Below are 17,925 nucleotides of genomic sequence, written 5' to 3' on the forward strand. Positions count from 1 at the left end.
GAGCGGGTTTCTCGCGGTGGGCGATACTGGGTTCGAACCAGTGACCTCTTCGGTGTGAACGAAGCGCGCTACCACTGCGCCAATCGCCCGCGGGTGCCAACGATAGCGGATCGGGCGCGCGGTTCGCACATCGAGGGGGTGGGGCGTCCGCGGATGGTCTCGGTTTGCTTGGCCCGTCCGGAGGTTGTTAAGGTTGCATCCGCACCGGGGAGTCCGAGAGGGTCCGGAAAGCACGCGGACGTGGCTCAGTTGGTAGAGCATCACCTTGCCAAGGTGAGGGTCGCGGGTTCGAATCCCGTCGTCCGCTCGGAGTTGGTCTCGTACCTGCCGCGGCGAGGCCGGTTCTGACCGGTGGAGTGGCCGAGAGGCGAGGCAACGGACTGCAAATCCGTGTACACGGGTTCAAATCCCGTCTCCACCTCGGGCGGTTGGCGCAGTTGGTAGCGCGCTTCCCTGACACGGAAGAGGTCATCAGTTCAAGTCTGGTACCGCCCACCATCGTCTGGCTACGGTCTTCACCGTAGCCAGTTCGTTTTTTCAGATTGATTGTCATGTCGCCGTGGGGCACGCGTGGGGCAGTCTGGTGCTGGCTGCTTGTCACCCGGGTACGAACTTCGCAGGTCGAATCCAGCGTTTCGTTGTCACCGCTTCTGGGCCCCGGAGATCCGCTTTCGCAGCAGCTTGCGCTCCAGCGGGCTCAGCCCGTCCAACACCTCGATCAGGATGCCGAGCCCGGCCAGGCTGTCCAGCGCGGCTGCCGCACCGTCCGGATCGACACCGTCGTAGAGCTCCAGTCCGATGAAGGCCGCGCCGATCGTGCGGCCCGGGTCGGTGACGTCGACCAGGTCGCGGATGGGGGAGCCGGCCAGCAGTCGGGCGACGGTCCGGGTGACCTCGGCGAACCACAGCTCCAGGCAGTCGCGGGCGGTCTGCGCGTGCTCCGGATCGGTCTGTCCCGCGGCGAGCAGTTGCGCCATCACCCGGACGGAGCCGCCGGCGGACTCCTCGGCGTGCAGACGGCGTCCGACCTCGAGCAGTTCGGTGAGTGACGACGCGGCGTCCAGCGCCGGTCGATAGTGATCGACGCCGCGCTGCGTGCTCACCCGGGTCGCCTCACGGACCAACGCAGACACCGTGGAGAAGTGGTAGAAGACCAGCGCCTGGTTCACTCCGGCGGCGTTCGCCACCGACCGGGCCGAGATCGCGGTGAGTCCGGGGCCGGCCAGCAAGTCGATGGTTGCGGCCAGCAGTCGTTGCTTGGTCTCGGATGTCGCCATCAGTCGAGCGTAGAGCCGCGGACTCCCCAGGCCACCCAGGGGGCGGCGACGACGCCGTACATCGTGGCGATCACCACGCCCGGCAAGCTGAGGAACTGCATGGGGAGGTTCACCAGGGTTGCCGTCACGGCCGCGGCCAGGCCGCCGGCCAGTCGAACCGGCGCCTGACTAGCCCCGGCGCGGGCCAGTGCAGACAGCAGCCATCCGGTGATCGCGCCCGGCACCGTAGCGACCAGTGCGGCGATGACTGTGTACAGGCCGGTGGCGACGATGGCGCCGACGAAGGGCACGTCGGCCAGGAGGTGTGGTGGCAGGGTGCCCACCACGGTGATCGCCGCCGCACCCATGGCGGCGGCGCTGCCTCGGCCCACGCCACCGCCAGCGGGTGGGCGCAGTCCGGGGATGGGGGGTGCGGGGATTGGCGGCGTGGGGTAGTTCTCGTAGCCGACGAGCGGCCCCGTCGGAGGCTGCGGCATGACTCCTCGATTCTGCAGTATTAAGCGAACGCTCAATTCGAATCATACGCGGATGTGGACCCAAGTCACCCGCAGGGGGGACAGTTTCAGCTGGCAGGCATGGTGAGCGGGTTTCTAGAGTGCGAGGTGGGGGAGGCTACTCGGCGTCCGGCATGGGGGGACCAGGCCGACGATGAGTGGTCCAGTGAACAGGAGTGGACGCGATTGGCGCGACGTCTCTCCTTCAGACTGTGGCTGAAGTCGGGTTCCGGATCGGGGGAGCGGAATCCGACTTCAGTATGTTTGCGGCCTTCTCGTTCGAGTGACACCGCGATGACCGGGTCATCGCCGTCCGTCCCGATGCGGCAGAATGGGTCAGCGCTGCGGTCTTCTGCCGCAGTTCCATCCCGAAAGGACCTGTGACCGTGTCTGTCTCCGTTTCCGTGATCCGCAACGACTCTCGCGAGGTGCGGACGGTGGAGACCACGACCACCGGCCTGGATCTGTTCGGCACCGACCGAACCATCGTGGCGATGAGGGTGAACGGCGAACTGCGCGACCTCGCCCGTGAGTTGGCCGACGGCGACGAGGTCGAGGCTGTTGCCATGGACTCCCCGGATGGCCTCAACGTCCTGCGGCACTCCACCGGCCACGTGACGGCGCAGGCCGTCCAGGCGCTCTACCCGGCCACCAAGCTGGGCATCGGCCCGTTCATCACCGACGGCTACTACTACGACTTCGACACCGAGCGTCCGTTCACGCCCGAGGACGTCGCCGCCGTCGAGAAGCAGATGAGCCAGATCGTCCGTGAGCGGCAGAAGTTCGTCCGCCGGGTGGTCAGCGAGGACGAGGCCCGCTCCGAACTGGCCGACGAGCCGTACAAGCTGGAACTGATCGGCATCAAGGGCAACGCCGGTGACACCGAGGGTGCCTCGGTCGAGGTGGGTGGCGGCGAGCTGACCATCTACGACAACGTCCGGCGCGACGGATCGGTGGCCTGGAAGGACCTCTGCCGTGGCCCGCACGTGCCGCACACCGGCTACCTGAACGCCTACTCGTTGATGCGGACGTCCGCCGCCTACTGGCGTGGCGACCAGCGCAACGCGCAGCTGCAGCGGGTCTACGGCACCTCTTGGCCTACCCGGGACGACCTGAAGGCGTACAAATTCCGGCTGGAGGAGGCCGCCAAGCGCGACCACCGCAAGCTGGGTGCCGAACTCGACCTGTTCAGCTTCCCCAACGAGATCGGTTCGGGCCTGCCGGTGTTCCACCCCAAGGGCGCGATGATCCGGATGGAGATGGAGGACTACTCCCGGCGCCGGCACGTCGAGGCGGGCTACTCCTTCGTGAACACCCCGCACATCACCAAGGGGCACCTGTTCGAAACCTCCAAGCACCTGGAGTGGTACGCCGACGGCATGTACCCCCCGATGCGGGTCGACGAGGAGCGCGACGAGCACGGCCACGTCACCCGGCAGGGCGCCGACTACTACCTGAAGCCGATGAACTGCCCGATGCACAACCTGGTCTTCCAGAGCCGAGGGCGGTCGTACCGGGAGCTGCCGCTGCGGCTGTTCGAGTTCGGCCACGTGTACCGGTACGAGAAGTCCGGGGTGGTGCACGGCCTGACCAGGGCGCGCGGCTTCACCCAGGACGACGCGCACATCTACTGCACCCGCGACCAGATGAAGGACGAACTGGCCCGGCTGCTGACCTTCGTCCTCGATCTGCTGCGTGACTACGGGTTGGACGACTTCTACCTGGAGCTGTCCACCCGGAATCCGGAGAAGTCGGTCGGCGACGAGCAGACCTGGGAGGACGCCACCCGGGTGCTGGCCGAGGTTGCCGAGGCGTCCGGTCTGGATCTGGTGCCCGACCCGGGCGGTGCCGCGTTCTACGGTCCGAAGATCTCGGTGCAGGCCAAGGACGCCATCGGCCGGACGTGGCAGCTGTCGACCATTCAGCTGGACTTCTTCGAGCCGGAGCTGTTCGAGCTGGAGTACACCGCGTCGGACGGCAGCCGGCAGCGTCCGGTGATGATCCACCGCGCCCTGTTCGGTTCGATCGAGCGGTTCTTCGGCGTGCTGCTGGAGCACTACGCGGGCGCGTTCCCGGCCTGGCTGGCACCCGTCCAGGTGATCGGACTGCCGGTCGCCGAGGAGTTCAACGACTACCTGTCCGGCGTGCTCGACCAGCTGGCGGCTCGCGGCATCAGGGTCGAACTGGACGCCTCCGACGACCGGTTCGGCAAGAAGATCCGCAACGCGTCCAAGTCGAAGGCGCCGTTCGTGCTGATCGCCGGCGAGGCCGACCGTGACGCGGGTGCGGTGTCGTTCCGCTTCCGCGACGGCTCACAGCGCAACGGTGTGCCGATCGACGAAGCGGTGCAGACCGTCGTCGACTACGTCGCCGGCCGCGCCAACGCCGACCCGACCGCGGAAAGCTGACAGTGATGACGTCCGGGCCCGGGGACGATCTCGTCGTGGAATCTCCCGACGAGCGTCCCGGGGTGCCGGACGCCTTCCAGCGGCTCTGGACGCCGCACCGGATGGTCTACATCGGTGGCGAGAACAAGCCGTCCGACAGCACCGAGAAGCAGTGCCCGTTCTGCCGTGCCCCCGGACGCTCCGACGAGGAGGGCCTGGTGGTGCACCGCGGCGTGGTCGCCTATGTGGTGTTGAACCTGTACCCGTATTCACCCGGCCACCTGCTGGTCTGCCCGTACCGGCATGTGTCGGACTACACCGACGCCACGCCGGAGGAGGTGGCCGAGATCGCCGCCCTGACGCGTCGGGCGATGACCGTGATCCGTGCCGTCAGTGGCCCGGCCGGCTTCAACCTCGGCATCAACCAGGGCGAGGTGGCCGGCGCCGGGATTGCCGCGCATCTGCACCAGCATGTGGTGCCGCGCTGGGCCGGCGACGCCAACTTCCTGCCGATCGTCGCCCAAACCAAAGCTGTACCCCAGCTGCTCGGTCAGACCCGGGAACTGCTAGCCGACGCTTGGGCGACCACCGCCGGTTGAGCTTGTCCAACCGAGGTGAGGTCTCGACAAGCTCGACCAACGGAGTCGAGGTGGTGTCAGCGGCCCCCACTAGTCTGGGGGCGTGTCATCCGGCGAACCGTACGACACCGAGCGGATCCTCACCCTGCCGAATGTGCTGAGCTTCGTTCGGCTGCTCGGCGTACCCCTGTTCCTGTGGCTGTTGCTGGCCCGGCAGTACGACCTGCTGGCCGTGGTGGCGCTCGCGTTCCTGGGCGCCACCGACTGGGTGGACGGCTACATCGCCCGCAAGTGGAACCAGCGGTCCAAGCTCGGCCAGGTGCTCGATCCGCTGGCCGATCGGCTCTACATTCTGGCCACCCTGGTCGGTCTGGCCATCCGCGACATCATTCCGTGGTGGATGGTCGTCGTGCTGGTGTCGCGTGACGTGTTGATGGCCGCCGTCGTCCTGCCGCTGCTGCGGCGCCGCGGCTTCATCAGCCTGCCCGTCCACTTCCTGGGCAAGACGGCCACCTTCTGTCTGCTCTACGCCTTCCCGATGGTGCTGCTCGGCGCCGGCGCCGAACCGTGGGCGATGGCGTTCCGGGTGATCGGCTGGGCGCTGGCGCTGTGGGGCGCCGGGCTCTACTGGTGCGCCGGTCTGATGTATCTCGGGCAGACCCTCGACGTGCTGCGCCGGTTCCCACCGGTCGGCAAGGGTGATCGTCCGTCGACCACGGCCGCGGTCACCGGGGCGGGATGAGTCCGGAACGTACCGCTGTGCGTCGGCGCCGGGTGGACGCCAGCATGGACCTGCTCACCAGCCTCTACCGGGACTCGCTCGACCCCGGCTATGCGGCGTCCGGCAAGCACCGCAAACGCTGGTGGCTGGTCGGCCTGGTGGCAATGGTGATCGGGCTGATGATCGGCACCTCCGTTGCGGATCAGTTGCGGGCCGCCCCGGCCGAGCAGGTGGAGCGCGACCAGCTGGTGCAGCGAGTCGAGGACGCTGCCGCCACCACCGATGCCCTGCGGGCCCGGGCCGCCGAACTGCAGCAACAGAACCGTGCGCTCTCCGAGGGGGCACTGGCCAAAGATCCGGCGGCCGCCGAGGTGCAACGCCAACTCGACCTGCTCGGCCCAGCCACCGGCATGCAGGCGGTGACCGGTCCGGGCGTCGTGCTGACCGCCGACGACGCCGACGATGCCGAGCGGCGGGGCAGCAAGGTGGTCGACATCGACATCCGGCAGGCGGTCAACGGGCTGTGGCGTTCCGGCGCTGAAGCCATCGCCGTGAACGGGCACCGACTGTCGTCGCGCACCGCGATCCGGGGGGCGGGTGACGCGATCACCGTCGACTACCGCTCACTCACTCGGCCCTACCGGATCGAGGCGATCGGCGAGCCGAACGCATTGCTGCAGGGCTTTCCGGGAACCCCCGGCGGGGCTTGGTGGGCCTACCTCAAACAGAACTACGGCATTCGATACGAGCTCACCTCGGCGGGTAGTCTGCGGCTGAACGCCGACCCCGGCCTGGGAGTCCGCAATGCCGAACGGAAGCCGTGAGGGGGTGACGCCGTGTTCGCCATCGTCGGACTGATCATCGGCATCGCCCTGGGCATCTACCTGGAGCCGACGCTGCCGACCGGCCTGCAGCCCTACCTGCCGATCGCCATCGTGGCCGCGCTCGACGCACTCTTCGGCGGCTTCCGCGCCTACCTGGAACGGATCTTCGACGACAAGGTGTTCGTGGTGTCGTTCACCTCCAATGTGCTGATCGCCGCCCTCATCGTCTGGGTGGGCGATCAGATCGGCGTGGGGGCGCAGCTGTCCACGGCGGTGGTGGTGGTGCTCGGTATTCGCATCTTCACCAATGCCGCGGCGATCAGGCGGGCGTTGTTCCATGCCTGAACCCCTCACTCCCGACGATCCACGTCCGGACGAGCCTCGGGCCGACGAGCCCCAGACCGACGAGCAACTCGACACGGACGCCGGCCCCGCCGAGGTGCCTTCGACGCGGGCTGCGGCCTCGGACAAGTCACCGGCGGGGGACGTCACGCCGTCCGATTCGGACGCCGGGTCGGCGCCCGAGCCGATCAACTGGCGCGAACTGGTCCGAGATTTCGTCAAGCCGGGACGGGCGCAGGTGGTGTTCGCCGCGATTCTGCTGGTCTGCGGGCTGGCCGTCGCCATGCAGGTGCGGACGCAGGCCTCCGAAACCGACTATTCCACCTTGCGACGCGCCGACCTGGTGCAGCTGCTGGACGACCTGACCGCGCAGAGCCGGCAGCTCGAATCCGAGATCGCCGAACTCGAGGCCACTCAACGTCAGCTGCAGAGCGGCGTCGACTCCGAGCAGGTGGCCAAAGAGGAGGCGCAGCGCCGACTCGACGTACTGGCCATCCTCGGCGGCACCGCGCCGGCCCAGGGGCCCGGCGTCCGGATCACGATCAACGATCCGCAGCACAAGGTGACTTCCGAGCTGCTGCTCAACACGATCGAAGAGATGCGGGACGCCGGCGCCGAGGTGATCGCGATCAACGGCAGCATCCGCGTGGTGGCGTCCACCTGGTTCGGGCCCGGACCAGGCGGGTCACTGGTGGTGGGCGGCGAACAGATCACCCGACCGATCACCATCGACGTGATCGGCGACCCGCATGCGCTCACCGAGGCCACGCAGTTCAGCGGGGGACTGGTCAGCGAGGTGGAGAGCTCACGGATCGGTGGGACGGTGAGCGTCGTCGCCGACGGCAAGCTGACGATCAACGCCGTCGTCGCCCCGCCGAGCAATCGGTTCGCGAAGCCCGCCTGAACCTGCCCGTCTTCGCATCCCAGCCCGGGCGCGGCCCGTCCGGAACTGGGTAGTGTGTGCGCTGGATGCCGCGCATCCGTCACGTCCGCCACGGCCAAGGAGTTAGCTGTGTATCCCGAGGATCTGAAGTACACCGATAAGCACGAATGGGTGCGCACCGGCAACGGCTCCACCGTTCGGGTGGGCATCACCTCGTTCGCCGCCGACGCGCTGGGCGACGTGGTCTACGTGTCCCTGCCGCAGGTCGGTGAAGAGGTCGCCAAGGACGACGCCTGTGTCGAGGTCGAGTCCACCAAGAGCGTTTCGGACGTGTTCTCGCCGGCCTCCGGGGTGATCACCTCGGTGAACGAGTTGCTGAACACGACGCCCGAGGTGATCAACTCCGACCCCTACGGCGACGGTTGGATGTTCGAGATCGAGGTCAGTGACCCGTCCGAACTCGACGACGCGCTGGACGCCGACGGCTACGCGGAATTGGCCGAAGAGTAGCGAACCGTCAACCTCTGGCTTAGCCTGACGTTGTACACCTTTCACCTAGCCACCGCAGCGTTCGCGCAGGAAGGCCCGGACGATGATCAAGTGCCCCGCTTGTGGACACGAAAACGCTGACACCAGCAATTTCTGCGCCAACTGTGGGACCTCGCTGACGAACTCGGTGCAGAGCGGCGACACCACCCGGGTGAGTCCCGCGGTCGACGCCAACCTGACCGAGGAACAGCTCGCCGAAGACCTCAGCGCCGAAGACCTCCGGGCGATTTCGATGCTGCCGGCCGATTCGGCGCTGCTGATCGTGCGTCAGGGCCCCGCGGCCGGGGCGCGGTTCCTGATCAACTCGGACGTCACGACGGCGGGCCGGCACCCGCGGTGCGACATCTTCCTCGACGACATCACGGTGTCCCGCAATCACGCCCGGCTGGTCCGTCGCGACGGCCACGTCTGGGTCGAGGACGAGAACAGCCTCAACGGCACCTACGTGAACAAGGCGCTGATCGACACCCCGACGGCCCTGCGCCGCGGCGACGAGGTGCAGATCGGCAAGTTCCGGATGCTCTTCTTCACCCACCCAGGCTGATCGCGTATGGCTTACGGATTGCGCAGCATCGGTCAGGTCCTCTCGGTACTCAAAGAGGACTTCCCGGACATCTCCATCTCCAAGATCCGCTTCCTGGAGAGCGAGGGCCTGATCTCACCCGAACGGGCCCCGTCCGGCTACCGGCGCTACGCCGAATCCGACATCACCCGGCTGCGCTACATCCTCACCGTGCAGAAGTCGCATTACCTGCCGCTGAAGGTGATCCGTGAGCATCTGGAGGCGATGGACCGCGGCGAGGAGCCGCCGCGGCTCGAGCCGCTGGCCGGTGCAGCGGCCGCTGCCGAGGTACCGTCGGTGACGTCCGGCGGCGGCCCGCAGCAGCCACGGAGCTCGAAGCGTCCGATCCGGATCACCAGGCGCGAGTTGCTCGAACTCAGCGGCCTGTCCGAGGCCAGCCTGTCGGAGTTGGAGCGGCACGCGCTGGTCAACCCTCGCCGCGGCACCGTCTACTACGGACGCGACGCGCTCACCGTCGCGGTGGCCGCCCGGAAGCTGGCCGCCTACGGCATGGACGCGCGGCATCTGCGTGTCGTCAAGCAGGCAGCCGAACGCGAGGTGGGGCTGATCGAGCAGGCCATCACCCCGCATCTGCGCCGCAGCCAGTCGCCCCAGCAGTTGGCCAAGGAGGTCATGCAACTGGTGATGCACGCGCACGCGGCGATCATGCGATCCACGATGCCCCAGTAGGTGGAACCATGCGCGAGTTGACCGTTGTCGAAGTCCGGCTCGATTCCGAGGAAGGCTCCCCGGTGCTGATCCTGAAAGAGGTGGACGGCCCGCGCCAGCTCGCCATCTGGATGACCGCGGCCGGGGCGTCCGGAATTCTGGGTGCGCTGCAGGCGCCGGACGCCGACCACCCGTCCAGTCACGAGCTGATCCTTGCCCTGGTCGAGAGCCTCGGCGGCGAGGTGTCGGTCGCGCACATCGTCGGCCACCAGGAAGGCGTCTTCTACGCCGAACTGATCGTGGATGGGCGTCCGGTGAACGCCCGGCCGTCGGACGCGATCGCGGTCGCGCTGCGCGCCGGGGTGCCGATCAAGGTCGCCGAAGGCGTGCTGAACGCGGTCGGCGTCGTCCCCGAGCCGGCCCCGGAGGAACAGCCGGGCGAGGACCAGGTGGAACAATTCCGGCAGTTCCTCGACTCGGTGAACCCGGACGATTTCGAGTAGGTCACGGTGCCGCCGGCAACCCTGAGGTTCAGGTGGAGGGTTGGTAGCCTGGCGGCACTGTTCGCGGCGTGTCGTTGACCGTTCCGCGGCCGCGGTTTTAGCGTCATGGAAGACGAAGGAACCCGGCGTGCGGTCGGGGTGGCACCCACACGAGTGAAGGCGGATGAAGTGAACGGTCTGGATGAGGCGGCGGAGCACCCGGTGGACGCACAGGACCTGCTCTTCGACGGCGACTTCGCACCGCTGCCCGAGGACGTCGGCTTCCGCGGCCCGGTGGCCTGCCGGGCGGCCGAGATCACCTACCGCCAGCTCGACTACTGGGCCCGCACCGGCCTGGTGGTGCCCCAGGTGCGCGACGCCAGCGGTTCCGGCACCCAGCGGCTGTACGGCTTCCGCGACATCCTGCTGCTCAAGGTGATCAAGCGGCTGATCGACGCCGGCATCTCGCTGCAGCAGATCCGGACCGCGATCGACCACCTGCGCGCCCGCGGCGTCCAGGACCTCACCGAGGTGACGCTGATGAGCGACGGCGTCTCCGTCTACGAATGCACCTCCGACGACGAGGTGATCGACCTGCTGCGCGGTGGCCAGGGCATGTTCGGCATCGCGCTGGGCGGTGTCTGGCGCGACATCGAAGGCAGCCTGTCGACGCTGCCCAGCGAACGCGCTCAGGACGAGGAGGCCGCTCCGGCTCCCACCGACGAGTTGTCCCGACGCCGCCGCGCCCGCGCTGCCGGCTGACCGCTAGCCATCCGGTCGGCCAAGGATGGGCTGATCAAAGCCGCTCCGTCGTCATCCCGGACTTGATCCGAGACCTCTGCCGCCGGAGAGCCCGGGAAGACGTGGATGATCAGCGCTTCCCTAGATAGCTAGCCGAGCGATTGCTGGTTGGGTAGAACTTTCACCCTTGGTGACCGTGGGGACGGGAGCGGGCCGCGGGATGACGGGTTGGGATAGTTTGTGATCCGGGGCGTCGCCGGACGCCGGAGCGGACAACAGGAGAGCGCGGATGGTTGCCTTCACCACTCGTCACATCGGGGCTGTCGGGGAGGATAGGGCGAAACTGCTGGAGGTCGTCGGCTACGGGTCGCTGGACGAGCTGACCGCCGCGGCTGTGCCGTCCGGTATCGCGTTGGACGGCCCGCTGGACCTTCCGGCAGCTTTGGACGAGGCGGCTGCGGCCGCCGAGCTGGCCGGGTTCGCCGCTGCCAACCGTCCGCGCCGGGCGATGATCGGGCTCGGCTACCACGGCACCCTCACCCCGCCGGTGATCCGCCGCAACGTGCTCGAGAACCCGTCCTGGTACACCGCGTACACCCCGTACCAGCCTGAGATCAGCCAGGGCCGGCTGGAGGCGCTGCTCAACTTCCAGACCATGATCACCGACCTGACCGGGCTGCCGACCGCCGGTGCCAGCCTGCTGGACGAGGGCACCGCGGTCGCCGAGGCGATGGCGCTGGCCCGGCGGATCACCCGCAAGGGTTCGGTGTTCCTGGTGGACGCCCAGGTGCTGCCGCAGACGCTGGCCGTCGTCCGCACCCGCGCCCTGGCCACCGGCATCGATGTGGTGGTGGTCGACGGCGACCTGGTGGAGGCGTTGCAGACCCACGAGGCGTTCGCGATCGTTGTCCAGGTGCCCGGCGCGGACGGTGGTGTGCGCAGCGCGGACGAGTTGCGCGCGATCGCGGCCACCGCGCACGACAACAACGCCTCGGTGATCGCCGCCGCCGACCTGCTGGCCCTCACCCTGCTGACCTCACCCGCCGAGTGGGGCGCCGACATCGCGGTCGGCAGCACTCAGCGGTTCGGTGTTCCGTTGTTCTACGGCGGTCCACATGCGGCGTACATGGCCGTTCGGGAGGGCCTGGAACGGCAACTCCCCGGACGCCTCGTCGGCCTCTCCAAGGACGCCGACGGCACCCCGGCGCTGCGGCTCGCCCTGCAGACCCGTGAGCAGCACATCCGGCGCGATCGGGCCACGTCCAATATCTGCACCGCGCAGGTACTGCTGGCCGTCGCGGCGTCCATGTACGCGGTGTACCACGGGCCGCACGGCCTGCGGGCGATCGCCGAAGGCGTCCATGACAAGTCGCGACGCCTGGCCGCCGCGCTGTCGGAGGCCGGCGAGCTGAGCACCACGTCGTTCTTCGACACGCTGACGATCAGGGTGCCCGGCAAGGCCGAGCAGATCGTCGCCGCAGCGGCCGAGGGCGGCGTCCACCTGCGGTTGGTCGATGCCGACCGGGTGGGCATCAGCGTCGGCGAGGACGCCACCGAGGCCGACCTGGCAGCGGTCGCCGACGCGTTCGAGACCGCCGCGCCGGGGGAGGGCCGGCTCGGCGACCTGGCCGGGCACGACCGCGCCGTCGACTACCTGAGCCATCCGGTGTTCAACAGCCGGCACAGCGAGACCGAGATGCTGCGCTACCTGCGCTCGCTCTCCGACCGCGACTTCGCCCTCGACCGGGGCATGATTCCGCTCGGCTCGTGCACGATGAAGCTGAACCCGACCACCTCGATGGAGGCGATCAGCCTGCCCGGGTTCGCGAACCTGCACCCGTTCGCGCCCGCGTCCGACGCCCAGGGGTATCTGACGATGATCGACCGGCTGTGCGACGCGCTGGCCGAGATCACCGGCTACGACCGGGTCTCCGTGCAGCCCAACGCCGGTAGTCAGGGCGAGTTCGCCGGACTGATGGCGATCCGTTCCTACCATCTCGCCAACGGCGACGAGCAGCGCACCGTCTGCCTGATCCCAGCCTCCGCGCACGGCACCAATGCGGCGTCCGCGGTGATGGCCGGCATGAAGGTGGTGGTGGTCAAGACCGCCGACGACGGCTCGGTCGACATGGCCGACCTGCGCGCCAAGATCGAAAGCCACGCTGACACGCTGGCCGCGATCATGGTCACCTACCCCTCGACCCACGGCGTCTACGAGGACACCATCGGCGAGTTGTGTGCGCTGGTGCATGAGGCGGGCGGCCAGGTCTACGTCGACGGCGCCAACCTGAACGCGCTGCTGGGCCTGGCCAAGCCGGGCAAATTCGGCTCCGACGTGAGTCATCTCAACTTGCACAAGACGTTCGCGATCCCGCACGGCGGTGGTGGCCCCGGGGTGGGTCCGGTCGGCGTCCGGGAACATCTGGCGCCGTATCTACCGTCACATCCGCTGCTCGCCGAGGCCGGTCCGGCGACCTCCTACGGCCCGATCAGCGCGGCACCGTTCGGATCGGCCGGCGTCCTGCCGATCAGCTATGCGTTCATCGCGATGCTCGGTGCGGACGGCCTGCGCGAGTCCGGGCAGTCCGCGGTGCTGGCTGCCAACTACATTGCGAAGCGGATCGGCGGCCACTACCCGATCCTCTACACGGGAACGGACGGCCTGGTCGCGCACGAGTGCATCGCCGACCTGCGTCCGCTCACCAAAGCCACCGGGGTGACCGTCGACGACGTCGCCAAACGCCTGATCGACTACGGGTTCCACGCCCCGACGATGAGCTTCCCGGTAGCCGGCACGTTGATGATCGAACCCACCGAGTCCGAATCGAAGGCCGAGCTGGACCGGTTCTGCGACGCGATGATCGCCATCCGTGCCGAGGCGGACGCGGTCGCGGCAGGGGAGTGGCCGGCCGACGACAACCCGCTGCACAACGCGCCGCATACGCAGGCCCGGGTGATCGCCGACGACTGGACGCACCCGTACTCGCGCACGCTGGCCGCCTACCCGGGTGGTCTGCAACTGGGCAGCATCGGTACCGGTGCGACCGACAAGTACTGGCCGGCCAGCGCCCGGATCGACGGCGTCTTCGGTGACCGCAACCTGGTCTGCTCCTGCCCGCCGGTCAGCAGCTACGACGAGTAGCCGGGCGCTCCCGCCGCCGGTCTGTTCGGCGGACCCGCCCATAACGGTGTGTGGTGTCCGGATGCCTCGCGGCTAGGCTGAACACACCCGCTCGACGAGAGGACGGCCCATGCCGGAATGGCTCGAGAAGCTGAAGGAGAAGCCGGCGATCGCGCACCTGTGGCGCACGCAGGAACGCTTCACCGCGCGCCTGGGCAACCAGTTCGCCGGCGCCATCACCTACTTCTCCGTGCTCTCGCTGGTGCCCGTGCTGTCCTTCGCCTTCGCGGTCCTGGGCATGGTGCTGACCGTGTTCCGACCGGACCTGCTGACCGCCGTCCGCGGGTTGATCGAAGCGCAGTTCCCGACCAATGACGATCTCGGCAAGAAGATCGTCGACGTGATGGAGAACGCGCTCAACAGCTGGGCGGTGATCTTCGGACTGTCGCTGGTGATCTTCGCCTGGTCGGGTGCGTCCTGGGTGGCCAACCTGAAGAGCGCCATCCGGGCCCAGATGCGGCCGACCCTCGATGTGGCCGAACAGAAGTCGAACATCGTCGTCGAAACGCTCAAGAACCTCGGAATCCTGCTGGCCCTGTTCGGCACGATCCTCGCCATGTTCGCGCTGTCCACGGTGGCCACCGTGCTGACCGGCACCATCATCGACTGGCTGCAACTCCCCTCCAGCGTGGTGACCACGGTGGTGCTGCGTCTGGTGCCCATCCTGGTGAACATCGCGGTCGGTTTCGCGCTCTTCGCGTTCCTGTTCTGGGTGTCCTACCAGCAGCCGATCCCGCGGAAAATCTGGCTGACCGGCGCCCTCGCCGGGTCGGTCGGCCTGGCCGTCCTACAGGTCGCGGCGACCACGATCACCGGAATGTTCTCGGGCAACGCCGCAGCCAACGTCTTCGGACCGATCATCATCGCCATGCTGTTCCTCAACCTGTTCGCCACCCTGATCCTGATGATCGCCGCCTGGATGGCGACCTACGAACCGCCGCCGGTCTACCGTTCGCCGCTGGCCCAGGACGTCGCCGACCCGTCCGCCGAAATGGTGGATCCGCTGCCGACCGTGCGACGGGCGGTCGCTGAGCGCGGCATGCGGGTGGGCATCGGCGCCGGCTGGGTGCTGGGCGCCGCCACCGGAGTCGGTCTCGGAGCCGTCATCGCCGGCATCGCAGCCTGGTTCCGTCGTGTGATACGCCGGTCATGAGCCCGCGTCCGGCCTCCGTGCGTGGCGGGGTCGAGCCCTTCCACGTGATGGAGGTGCTGAAAGCGGTCGCCGCCCGGAGGCTCAGCCATGACGACGTGGTGTTGCTGTGCGTCGGGCAGCCGTCCACGCCGGCACCCGCGCCGGTGCGGGCGGCCGCCGAGCATGCGTTGGGCGCTGAGACCCTGGGCTACACCGAGGCCGTCGGCACCCTCGCCTTCCGGCGGGCGATCTCCGGCCACTACCGCGAGCAGTACGGCTTCGGCGTCGATCCGGACGCCGTGGTCGTCACCACCGGTTCCTCCGCCGGCTTCCTGCTGACTCTGCTGGCGGCCTTCGATCCGGGTGATCTGGTGGCGGTGACCCGTCCCGGCTACCCCGCCTATCGCAACGATGTGCTGGCCGCCGGCTGTCGGCTGCTGGAGCTGCCCTGCGGCCCCGAAACCCGTTATCAGCCGAGCGTCGAGATGCTCGCCTCGCTGTCCGAGAAGCCCGCCGGACTGGTGCTGGCCAGCCCCGCCAACCCGACCGGCACGATCATCGGGGCCGACGAACTGGCCGCGCTGACCCGCTGGTGCGCCGACAACGACGTGCTGCTGATCAGCGACGAGATCTATCACGGCATCAGCTTCGGACGCCCCACGCATTCGGCCTGGGAGTACGGCCGGGACGCCGTCGTGGTCGGCTCGCTGAGCAAGTACCAGTCGATGACCGGATGGCGGATCGGCTGGCTGCTGCTGCCCGAGGCGCTGCGCCGTCCGGTGGAGTTGCTGCAGGGCAACCTCGCGATCTGCGCGCCCGCACTGTCGCAGGCTGCCGGCTGTGCCGCGTTCGGCCCGGACGCCCGCTCCGAGCTGGACGGCCACGTCCGGCGCTACGCCGCCAATCGCGACATCCTGCTGGAGCGGCTGCCGGAGTTGGGCATCACCAGCTTCGCGCCACCCGACGGCGCCTTCTATGCCTGGTGCGACATCGGGCACCTCACCGACGACTCGCAGGCCTGGTGCGCCGACGTGCTGGCGGCGACCGGGGTGGCACTGGCGCCTGGCATCGACTTCGACCCGGTGGACGGCCACCGGTTCATGCGGTTGTCGTTCTGCGGCACGTCCGAGGAGATCACCGAGGGGATCGATCGGCTGGTCCGCTACCTGGGCTGAGTTTCGGCGAGGAGGCTGGAGAGCGGTGCCGGCGGCGTCCCGGTGAGGTCGGCGACAGCGGTGGAGACCGTGCTCATGAATCCCAGTCGGGTCGCGGTGCCGAAAGAGGCGAGCAGTTCGGCGATCGGTTCGGGCAGCCCGTGCTCGACCAGGCCCTGCACGTACGCCTCGTCGCTGACGTCGATCACCTCGACCGCGCTGCCGCGGAGCCCGGCGGCGAGCGCGGCGAGATCGGCGGTGGAGAGGGCGGCGGGCCCGGTGATGTCGTAGGTCGCGTTGCCGGGCCCCTGCACCAGGGCGGCCGCAGCGGCTCGGGCGCAGTCGGCCCGGGTGACGTAGGCGTTCCTGCCGTCACCGGCGTTGGTGACTAGCTGTCCCGACGCGGCGGCCTGTTCGATGCTGCCCAGTTGGCCGTCCGCATAGAGCGCGTTGCGCAGGAACGTCCAGCCGAGCCCACTGTCGCGGATGGCCTGTTCGGTGGCCGCGTGGTCGGGGACGACGCCGGCCGGGTTCTCGGGTGTCGGCTCGGGGACGGAGGTGTACAGCAGATGTGACACACCGGCGACCTTGGCCGCGGCGATGGCGCGACGGTGACCCTCGAGGCGGTCTCCGACCCGGTCGGTGGAGATGATCAGCAGCCGGTCGATGCCGGCGAAGGCCGCACGCAGCGAGTCGGCGTCGTTGAAGTCTCCGGCCCGCACCTCGATGCCCCGCGCTGCGTACTCGGCAAGGTTGTCGGGCGAGCGGGTGATGAGCACGAGCTGCTCGGGGCTCACCCGTTGTTCGAGGGCCTCGGTGGTGAGGCGTCCCAGTTGGCCGGATGCGCCGGTGATTCCGTAGACGGTCATCGTTTTGCGTCCTCTCCATTTGTAGTTGACGTGGTTACGAATGGAAACGTAGTCGATTCGGTTGCGGTTGTGACACCATGGGCCACATGGCGGGACCGGTGAACACCCAGTTTGCGGTGGCGGTGCACTTCCTGGCCTACCTCGCCGGGGCGGGGCGCGGCCGTCCGGTGAGTTCGGACGAGGTGGCGCGCTCGGCCGCTGTCAGCCCCGTCTATCTGCGCCGGGTCCTGGGGCCGCTGCGGGCTGCCGGGCTGGTCAGGTCCAGGCCGGGTAGCGGGGGCGGCTGGGAGTTGCGCCGGTCGCCGGACGAGATCGGCCTCGATGAGGTGTGGTCCATCGTCCAGGGTGAGCACGCCGTGCTCGGTCTGCACGGTCCCAGCCCGGACTGTCCGATCGGTGCCGGCCTGATCGGCGTTTTCGAGGGCATGGAAGGCCGGGTGGCGGCTGCGATCGAACGGGAACTGGCCGAGTGCACGATCGGCGACGTGGTGCGCCGAGCGGTCGGCACCGCCGGAGGCCATGCTGGGCAGCCGAATCCGCTGGTCGATCTGGTGGAGACCTGGTGGTCAGCGAGCGATGTCCGCCCAGTGGGCTCCGGTGATCGCCAGTAGGTCGTCGGGGGCCAGTTCGACCTGCAGCCCGCGCTTTCCGGCTGAGACGAAGATGGTGTCGAACAGTTGCGCCGTCTCGTCCAGAACGGTCGGCAGCGGGGTCTTCTGGCCGATCGGCGAAATGCCTCCCACCACGTAGCCCGAACTCCGGGACGCCTCGGCCGGCTTCGCCATCGCCGCCTTCTTCGCACCCACCGCAGCGGCGAACGCCTTCAGGTCGAGTTGGCCGGCCACCGGGACGACGCCGACCGCCAGCGGTGGGCGTCCGAGGCCGACGTCGACGACCAGCGTCTTGAAGATCCGCAGTTCGTCGACACCCAGCTCGCGTGCCGCCTCGGCACCGAAGTCCCGGCTGTCGTCGTGGTGGGTGTAGCTGTGCAGGGTGAAGGCGATGCCCGCCGCGCTGAGCGCATCGGTCGCGGGCGTCCCGCCCGTAGGTTTGCCGGCCACTCGTTCACCGTAGTGGCTA

General features: G+C 68.5%; 19 protein-coding genes and 4 tRNA genes. 18 read left to right on the forward strand and 5 right to left on the reverse strand.

Annotated features, from left to right (window positions below; genetic code table 11):
* Positions 1–17: 17 nt before the first annotated feature.
* A tRNA-Val gene (locus QM624_RS01630) sits at positions 18–89 on the reverse strand.
* A 145-nt stretch (positions 90–234) separates the two neighbouring features.
* On the opposite strand from QM624_RS01630, the gene QM624_RS01635 reads away from it, so the two are divergent.
* The 3 genes from QM624_RS01635 to QM624_RS01645 all read left to right on the forward strand — a co-directional run bounded on the left by QM624_RS01635 (position 235) and on the right by QM624_RS01645 (position 498).
* Positions 235–307 (forward strand) — tRNA-Gly (locus tag QM624_RS01635).
* A gap of 43 nt (positions 308–350) precedes the next feature.
* Positions 351–421 (forward strand) — tRNA-Cys (locus tag QM624_RS01640).
* Between the two features lies 1 nt (position 422).
* A tRNA-Val gene (locus QM624_RS01645) sits at positions 423–498 on the forward strand.
* A gap of 143 nt (positions 499–641) precedes the next feature.
* Here the strand turns inward: QM624_RS01645 and QM624_RS01650 are convergent.
* Complete coding sequence (locus tag QM624_RS01650; RefSeq protein WP_415088353.1) at positions 642–1,277, reverse strand: TetR/AcrR family transcriptional regulator; 636 nt, start codon at positions 1,275–1,277, stop codon at positions 642–644.
* On the reverse strand, positions 1,277–1,648 hold the full coding sequence (locus tag QM624_RS01655; protein ID WP_415088354.1) for a hypothetical protein: 372 nt from the start codon (positions 1,646–1,648) through the stop codon (positions 1,277–1,279). Before QM624_RS01655 ends, QM624_RS01650 begins: the two co-directional genes overlap by 1 nt.
* Positions 1,649–2,157: 509 nt before the next feature.
* On the opposite strand from QM624_RS01655, the gene thrS reads away from it, so the two are divergent.
* The 14 genes from thrS (at position 2,158) to QM624_RS01725 (ending at position 15,997) form a co-directional block, all read left to right on the forward strand.
* Complete coding sequence (thrS, locus tag QM624_RS01660) at positions 2,158–4,179, forward strand: threonine--tRNA ligase (protein WP_415088356.1); 2,022 nt, start codon at positions 2,158–2,160, stop codon at positions 4,177–4,179.
* 5 nt (positions 4,180–4,184) lie between these two features.
* On the forward strand, positions 4,185–4,757 hold the full coding sequence (locus QM624_RS01665) for an HIT family protein (RefSeq protein ID WP_415088357.1): 573 nt from the start codon (positions 4,185–4,187) through the stop codon (positions 4,755–4,757).
* Positions 4,758–4,839: 82 nt separating this feature from the next.
* Positions 4,840–5,478 carry a CDP-alcohol phosphatidyltransferase family protein gene (locus QM624_RS01670; RefSeq protein ID WP_415088358.1) on the forward strand — a complete coding sequence of 213 codons (639 nt, stop codon included), beginning with the start codon at positions 4,840–4,842 and terminating at the stop codon, positions 5,476–5,478.
* The gene (locus QM624_RS01675) at positions 5,475–6,281 is read left to right on the forward strand and encodes a DUF881 domain-containing protein (RefSeq protein ID WP_415088359.1); all 807 of its coding nucleotides are present in this window, start codon (positions 5,475–5,477) and stop codon (positions 6,279–6,281) included. Before QM624_RS01670 ends, QM624_RS01675 begins: the two co-directional genes overlap by 4 nt.
* 12 nt (positions 6,282–6,293) lie before the next feature.
* The gene (locus QM624_RS01680) at positions 6,294–6,626 is read left to right on the forward strand and encodes a small basic family protein (RefSeq protein WP_298131470.1); all 333 of its coding nucleotides are present in this window, start codon (positions 6,294–6,296) and stop codon (positions 6,624–6,626) included.
* Complete coding sequence (locus QM624_RS01685; protein WP_415088360.1) at positions 6,619–7,527, forward strand: DUF881 domain-containing protein; 909 nt, start codon at positions 6,619–6,621, stop codon at positions 7,525–7,527. Before QM624_RS01680 ends, QM624_RS01685 begins: the two co-directional genes overlap by 8 nt.
* A gap of 108 nt (positions 7,528–7,635) precedes the next feature.
* The gene (gene gcvH / locus QM624_RS01690) at positions 7,636–8,016 is read left to right on the forward strand and encodes a glycine cleavage system protein GcvH (RefSeq protein ID WP_298131474.1); all 381 of its coding nucleotides are present in this window, start codon (positions 7,636–7,638) and stop codon (positions 8,014–8,016) included.
* Positions 8,017–8,098: 82 nt separating this feature from the next.
* Entirely contained in the window at positions 8,099–8,599 is a 501-nt protein-coding gene (locus QM624_RS01695; protein WP_415088361.1) for an FHA domain-containing protein, read from the forward strand.
* Positions 8,600–8,605: 6 nt separating this feature from the next.
* Positions 8,606–9,307, forward strand: a complete 702-nt coding sequence (locus QM624_RS01700) for a MerR family transcriptional regulator (protein ID WP_415088362.1) — start codon at positions 8,606–8,608, stop codon at positions 9,305–9,307.
* 8 nt (positions 9,308–9,315) lie between these two features.
* Positions 9,316–9,789, forward strand: a complete 474-nt coding sequence (locus QM624_RS01705; RefSeq protein ID WP_415088363.1) for a bifunctional nuclease family protein — start codon at positions 9,316–9,318, stop codon at positions 9,787–9,789.
* 153 nt (positions 9,790–9,942) lie between these two features.
* Positions 9,943–10,530, forward strand: coding sequence for a MerR family transcriptional regulator (locus tag QM624_RS01710; protein WP_415088385.1), 588 nt, complete (start codon positions 9,943–9,945; stop codon positions 10,528–10,530).
* Between the two features lie 268 nt (positions 10,531–10,798).
* A complete protein-coding gene (gene gcvP, locus QM624_RS01715; protein ID WP_415088364.1) occupies positions 10,799–13,651 on the forward strand; it encodes an aminomethyl-transferring glycine dehydrogenase in 2,853 nt (950 codons plus the stop codon).
* A 109-nt stretch (positions 13,652–13,760) separates the two neighbouring features.
* Positions 13,761–14,843, forward strand: a complete 1,083-nt coding sequence (locus tag QM624_RS01720) for a YhjD/YihY/BrkB family envelope integrity protein (RefSeq protein ID WP_415088365.1) — start codon at positions 13,761–13,763, stop codon at positions 14,841–14,843.
* Positions 14,840–15,997 (forward strand): pyridoxal phosphate-dependent aminotransferase, encoded by a 1,158-nt coding sequence (locus QM624_RS01725; RefSeq protein WP_415088367.1) that lies wholly within the window; start codon positions 14,840–14,842, stop codon positions 15,995–15,997. Before QM624_RS01720 ends, QM624_RS01725 begins: the two co-directional genes overlap by 4 nt.
* Here QM624_RS01725 and QM624_RS01730 read toward each other — a convergent pair.
* Complete coding sequence (locus QM624_RS01730; protein WP_415088368.1) at positions 15,985–16,845, reverse strand: NAD(P)H-binding protein; 861 nt, start codon at positions 16,843–16,845, stop codon at positions 15,985–15,987. The two genes, QM624_RS01725 and QM624_RS01730, sit on opposite strands and share 13 nt — an antisense overlap.
* Before the next feature lie 86 nt (positions 16,846–16,931).
* Between QM624_RS01730 and QM624_RS01735 the strand changes: the two genes are divergently transcribed.
* Positions 16,932–17,456 carry an RrF2 family transcriptional regulator gene (locus QM624_RS01735; RefSeq protein ID WP_415088369.1) on the forward strand — a complete coding sequence of 175 codons (525 nt, stop codon included), beginning with the start codon at positions 16,932–16,934 and terminating at the stop codon, positions 17,454–17,456.
* Here the strand turns inward: QM624_RS01735 and ybaK are convergent.
* Positions 17,412–17,906: a Cys-tRNA(Pro) deacylase gene (gene ybaK / locus QM624_RS01740; RefSeq protein ID WP_415088371.1), complete on the reverse strand. Its 495-nt coding sequence runs from the start codon at positions 17,904–17,906 to the stop codon at positions 17,412–17,414. The genes QM624_RS01735 and ybaK overlap by 45 nt on opposite strands.
* Positions 17,907–17,925: the final 19 nt, after the last annotated feature.

The sequence above is a fragment of the Micropruina sp. genome, from assembly GCF_047606365.1.
In the GTDB taxonomy this organism is placed as follows: Bacteria; Actinomycetota; Actinomycetes; order Propionibacteriales; family Propionibacteriaceae; genus Micropruina.

Coding starts and splice junctions, on each gene's coding strand:
- QM624_RS01650 (WP_415088353.1), bottom strand. CDS start 1,277: ATGGCGACATCCGAGACCAAGCAACGACTGCTGGCCGCAACCATCGAC.
- QM624_RS01665 (WP_415088357.1), top strand. CDS start 4,185: ATGACGTCCGGGCCCGGGGACGATCTCGTCGTGGAATCTCCCGACGAG.
- QM624_RS01675 (WP_415088359.1), top strand. CDS start 5,475: ATGAGTCCGGAACGTACCGCTGTGCGTCGGCGCCGGGTGGACGCCAGC.
- QM624_RS01685 (WP_415088360.1), top strand. CDS start 6,619: ATGCCTGAACCCCTCACTCCCGACGATCCACGTCCGGACGAGCCTCGG.
- QM624_RS01695 (WP_415088361.1), top strand. CDS start 8,099: ATGATCAAGTGCCCCGCTTGTGGACACGAAAACGCTGACACCAGCAAT.
- QM624_RS01700 (WP_415088362.1), top strand. CDS start 8,606: ATGGCTTACGGATTGCGCAGCATCGGTCAGGTCCTCTCGGTACTCAAA.
- QM624_RS01705 (WP_415088363.1), top strand. CDS start 9,316: ATGCGCGAGTTGACCGTTGTCGAAGTCCGGCTCGATTCCGAGGAAGGC.
- gcvP (WP_415088364.1), top strand. CDS start 10,799: ATGGTTGCCTTCACCACTCGTCACATCGGGGCTGTCGGGGAGGATAGG.
- QM624_RS01720 (WP_415088365.1), top strand. CDS start 13,761: ATGCCGGAATGGCTCGAGAAGCTGAAGGAGAAGCCGGCGATCGCGCAC.
- QM624_RS01725 (WP_415088367.1), top strand. CDS start 14,840: ATGAGCCCGCGTCCGGCCTCCGTGCGTGGCGGGGTCGAGCCCTTCCAC.
- QM624_RS01730 (WP_415088368.1), bottom strand. CDS start 16,845: ATGACCGTCTACGGAATCACCGGCGCATCCGGCCAACTGGGACGCCTC.
- QM624_RS01735 (WP_415088369.1), top strand. CDS start 16,932: ATGGCGGGACCGGTGAACACCCAGTTTGCGGTGGCGGTGCACTTCCTG.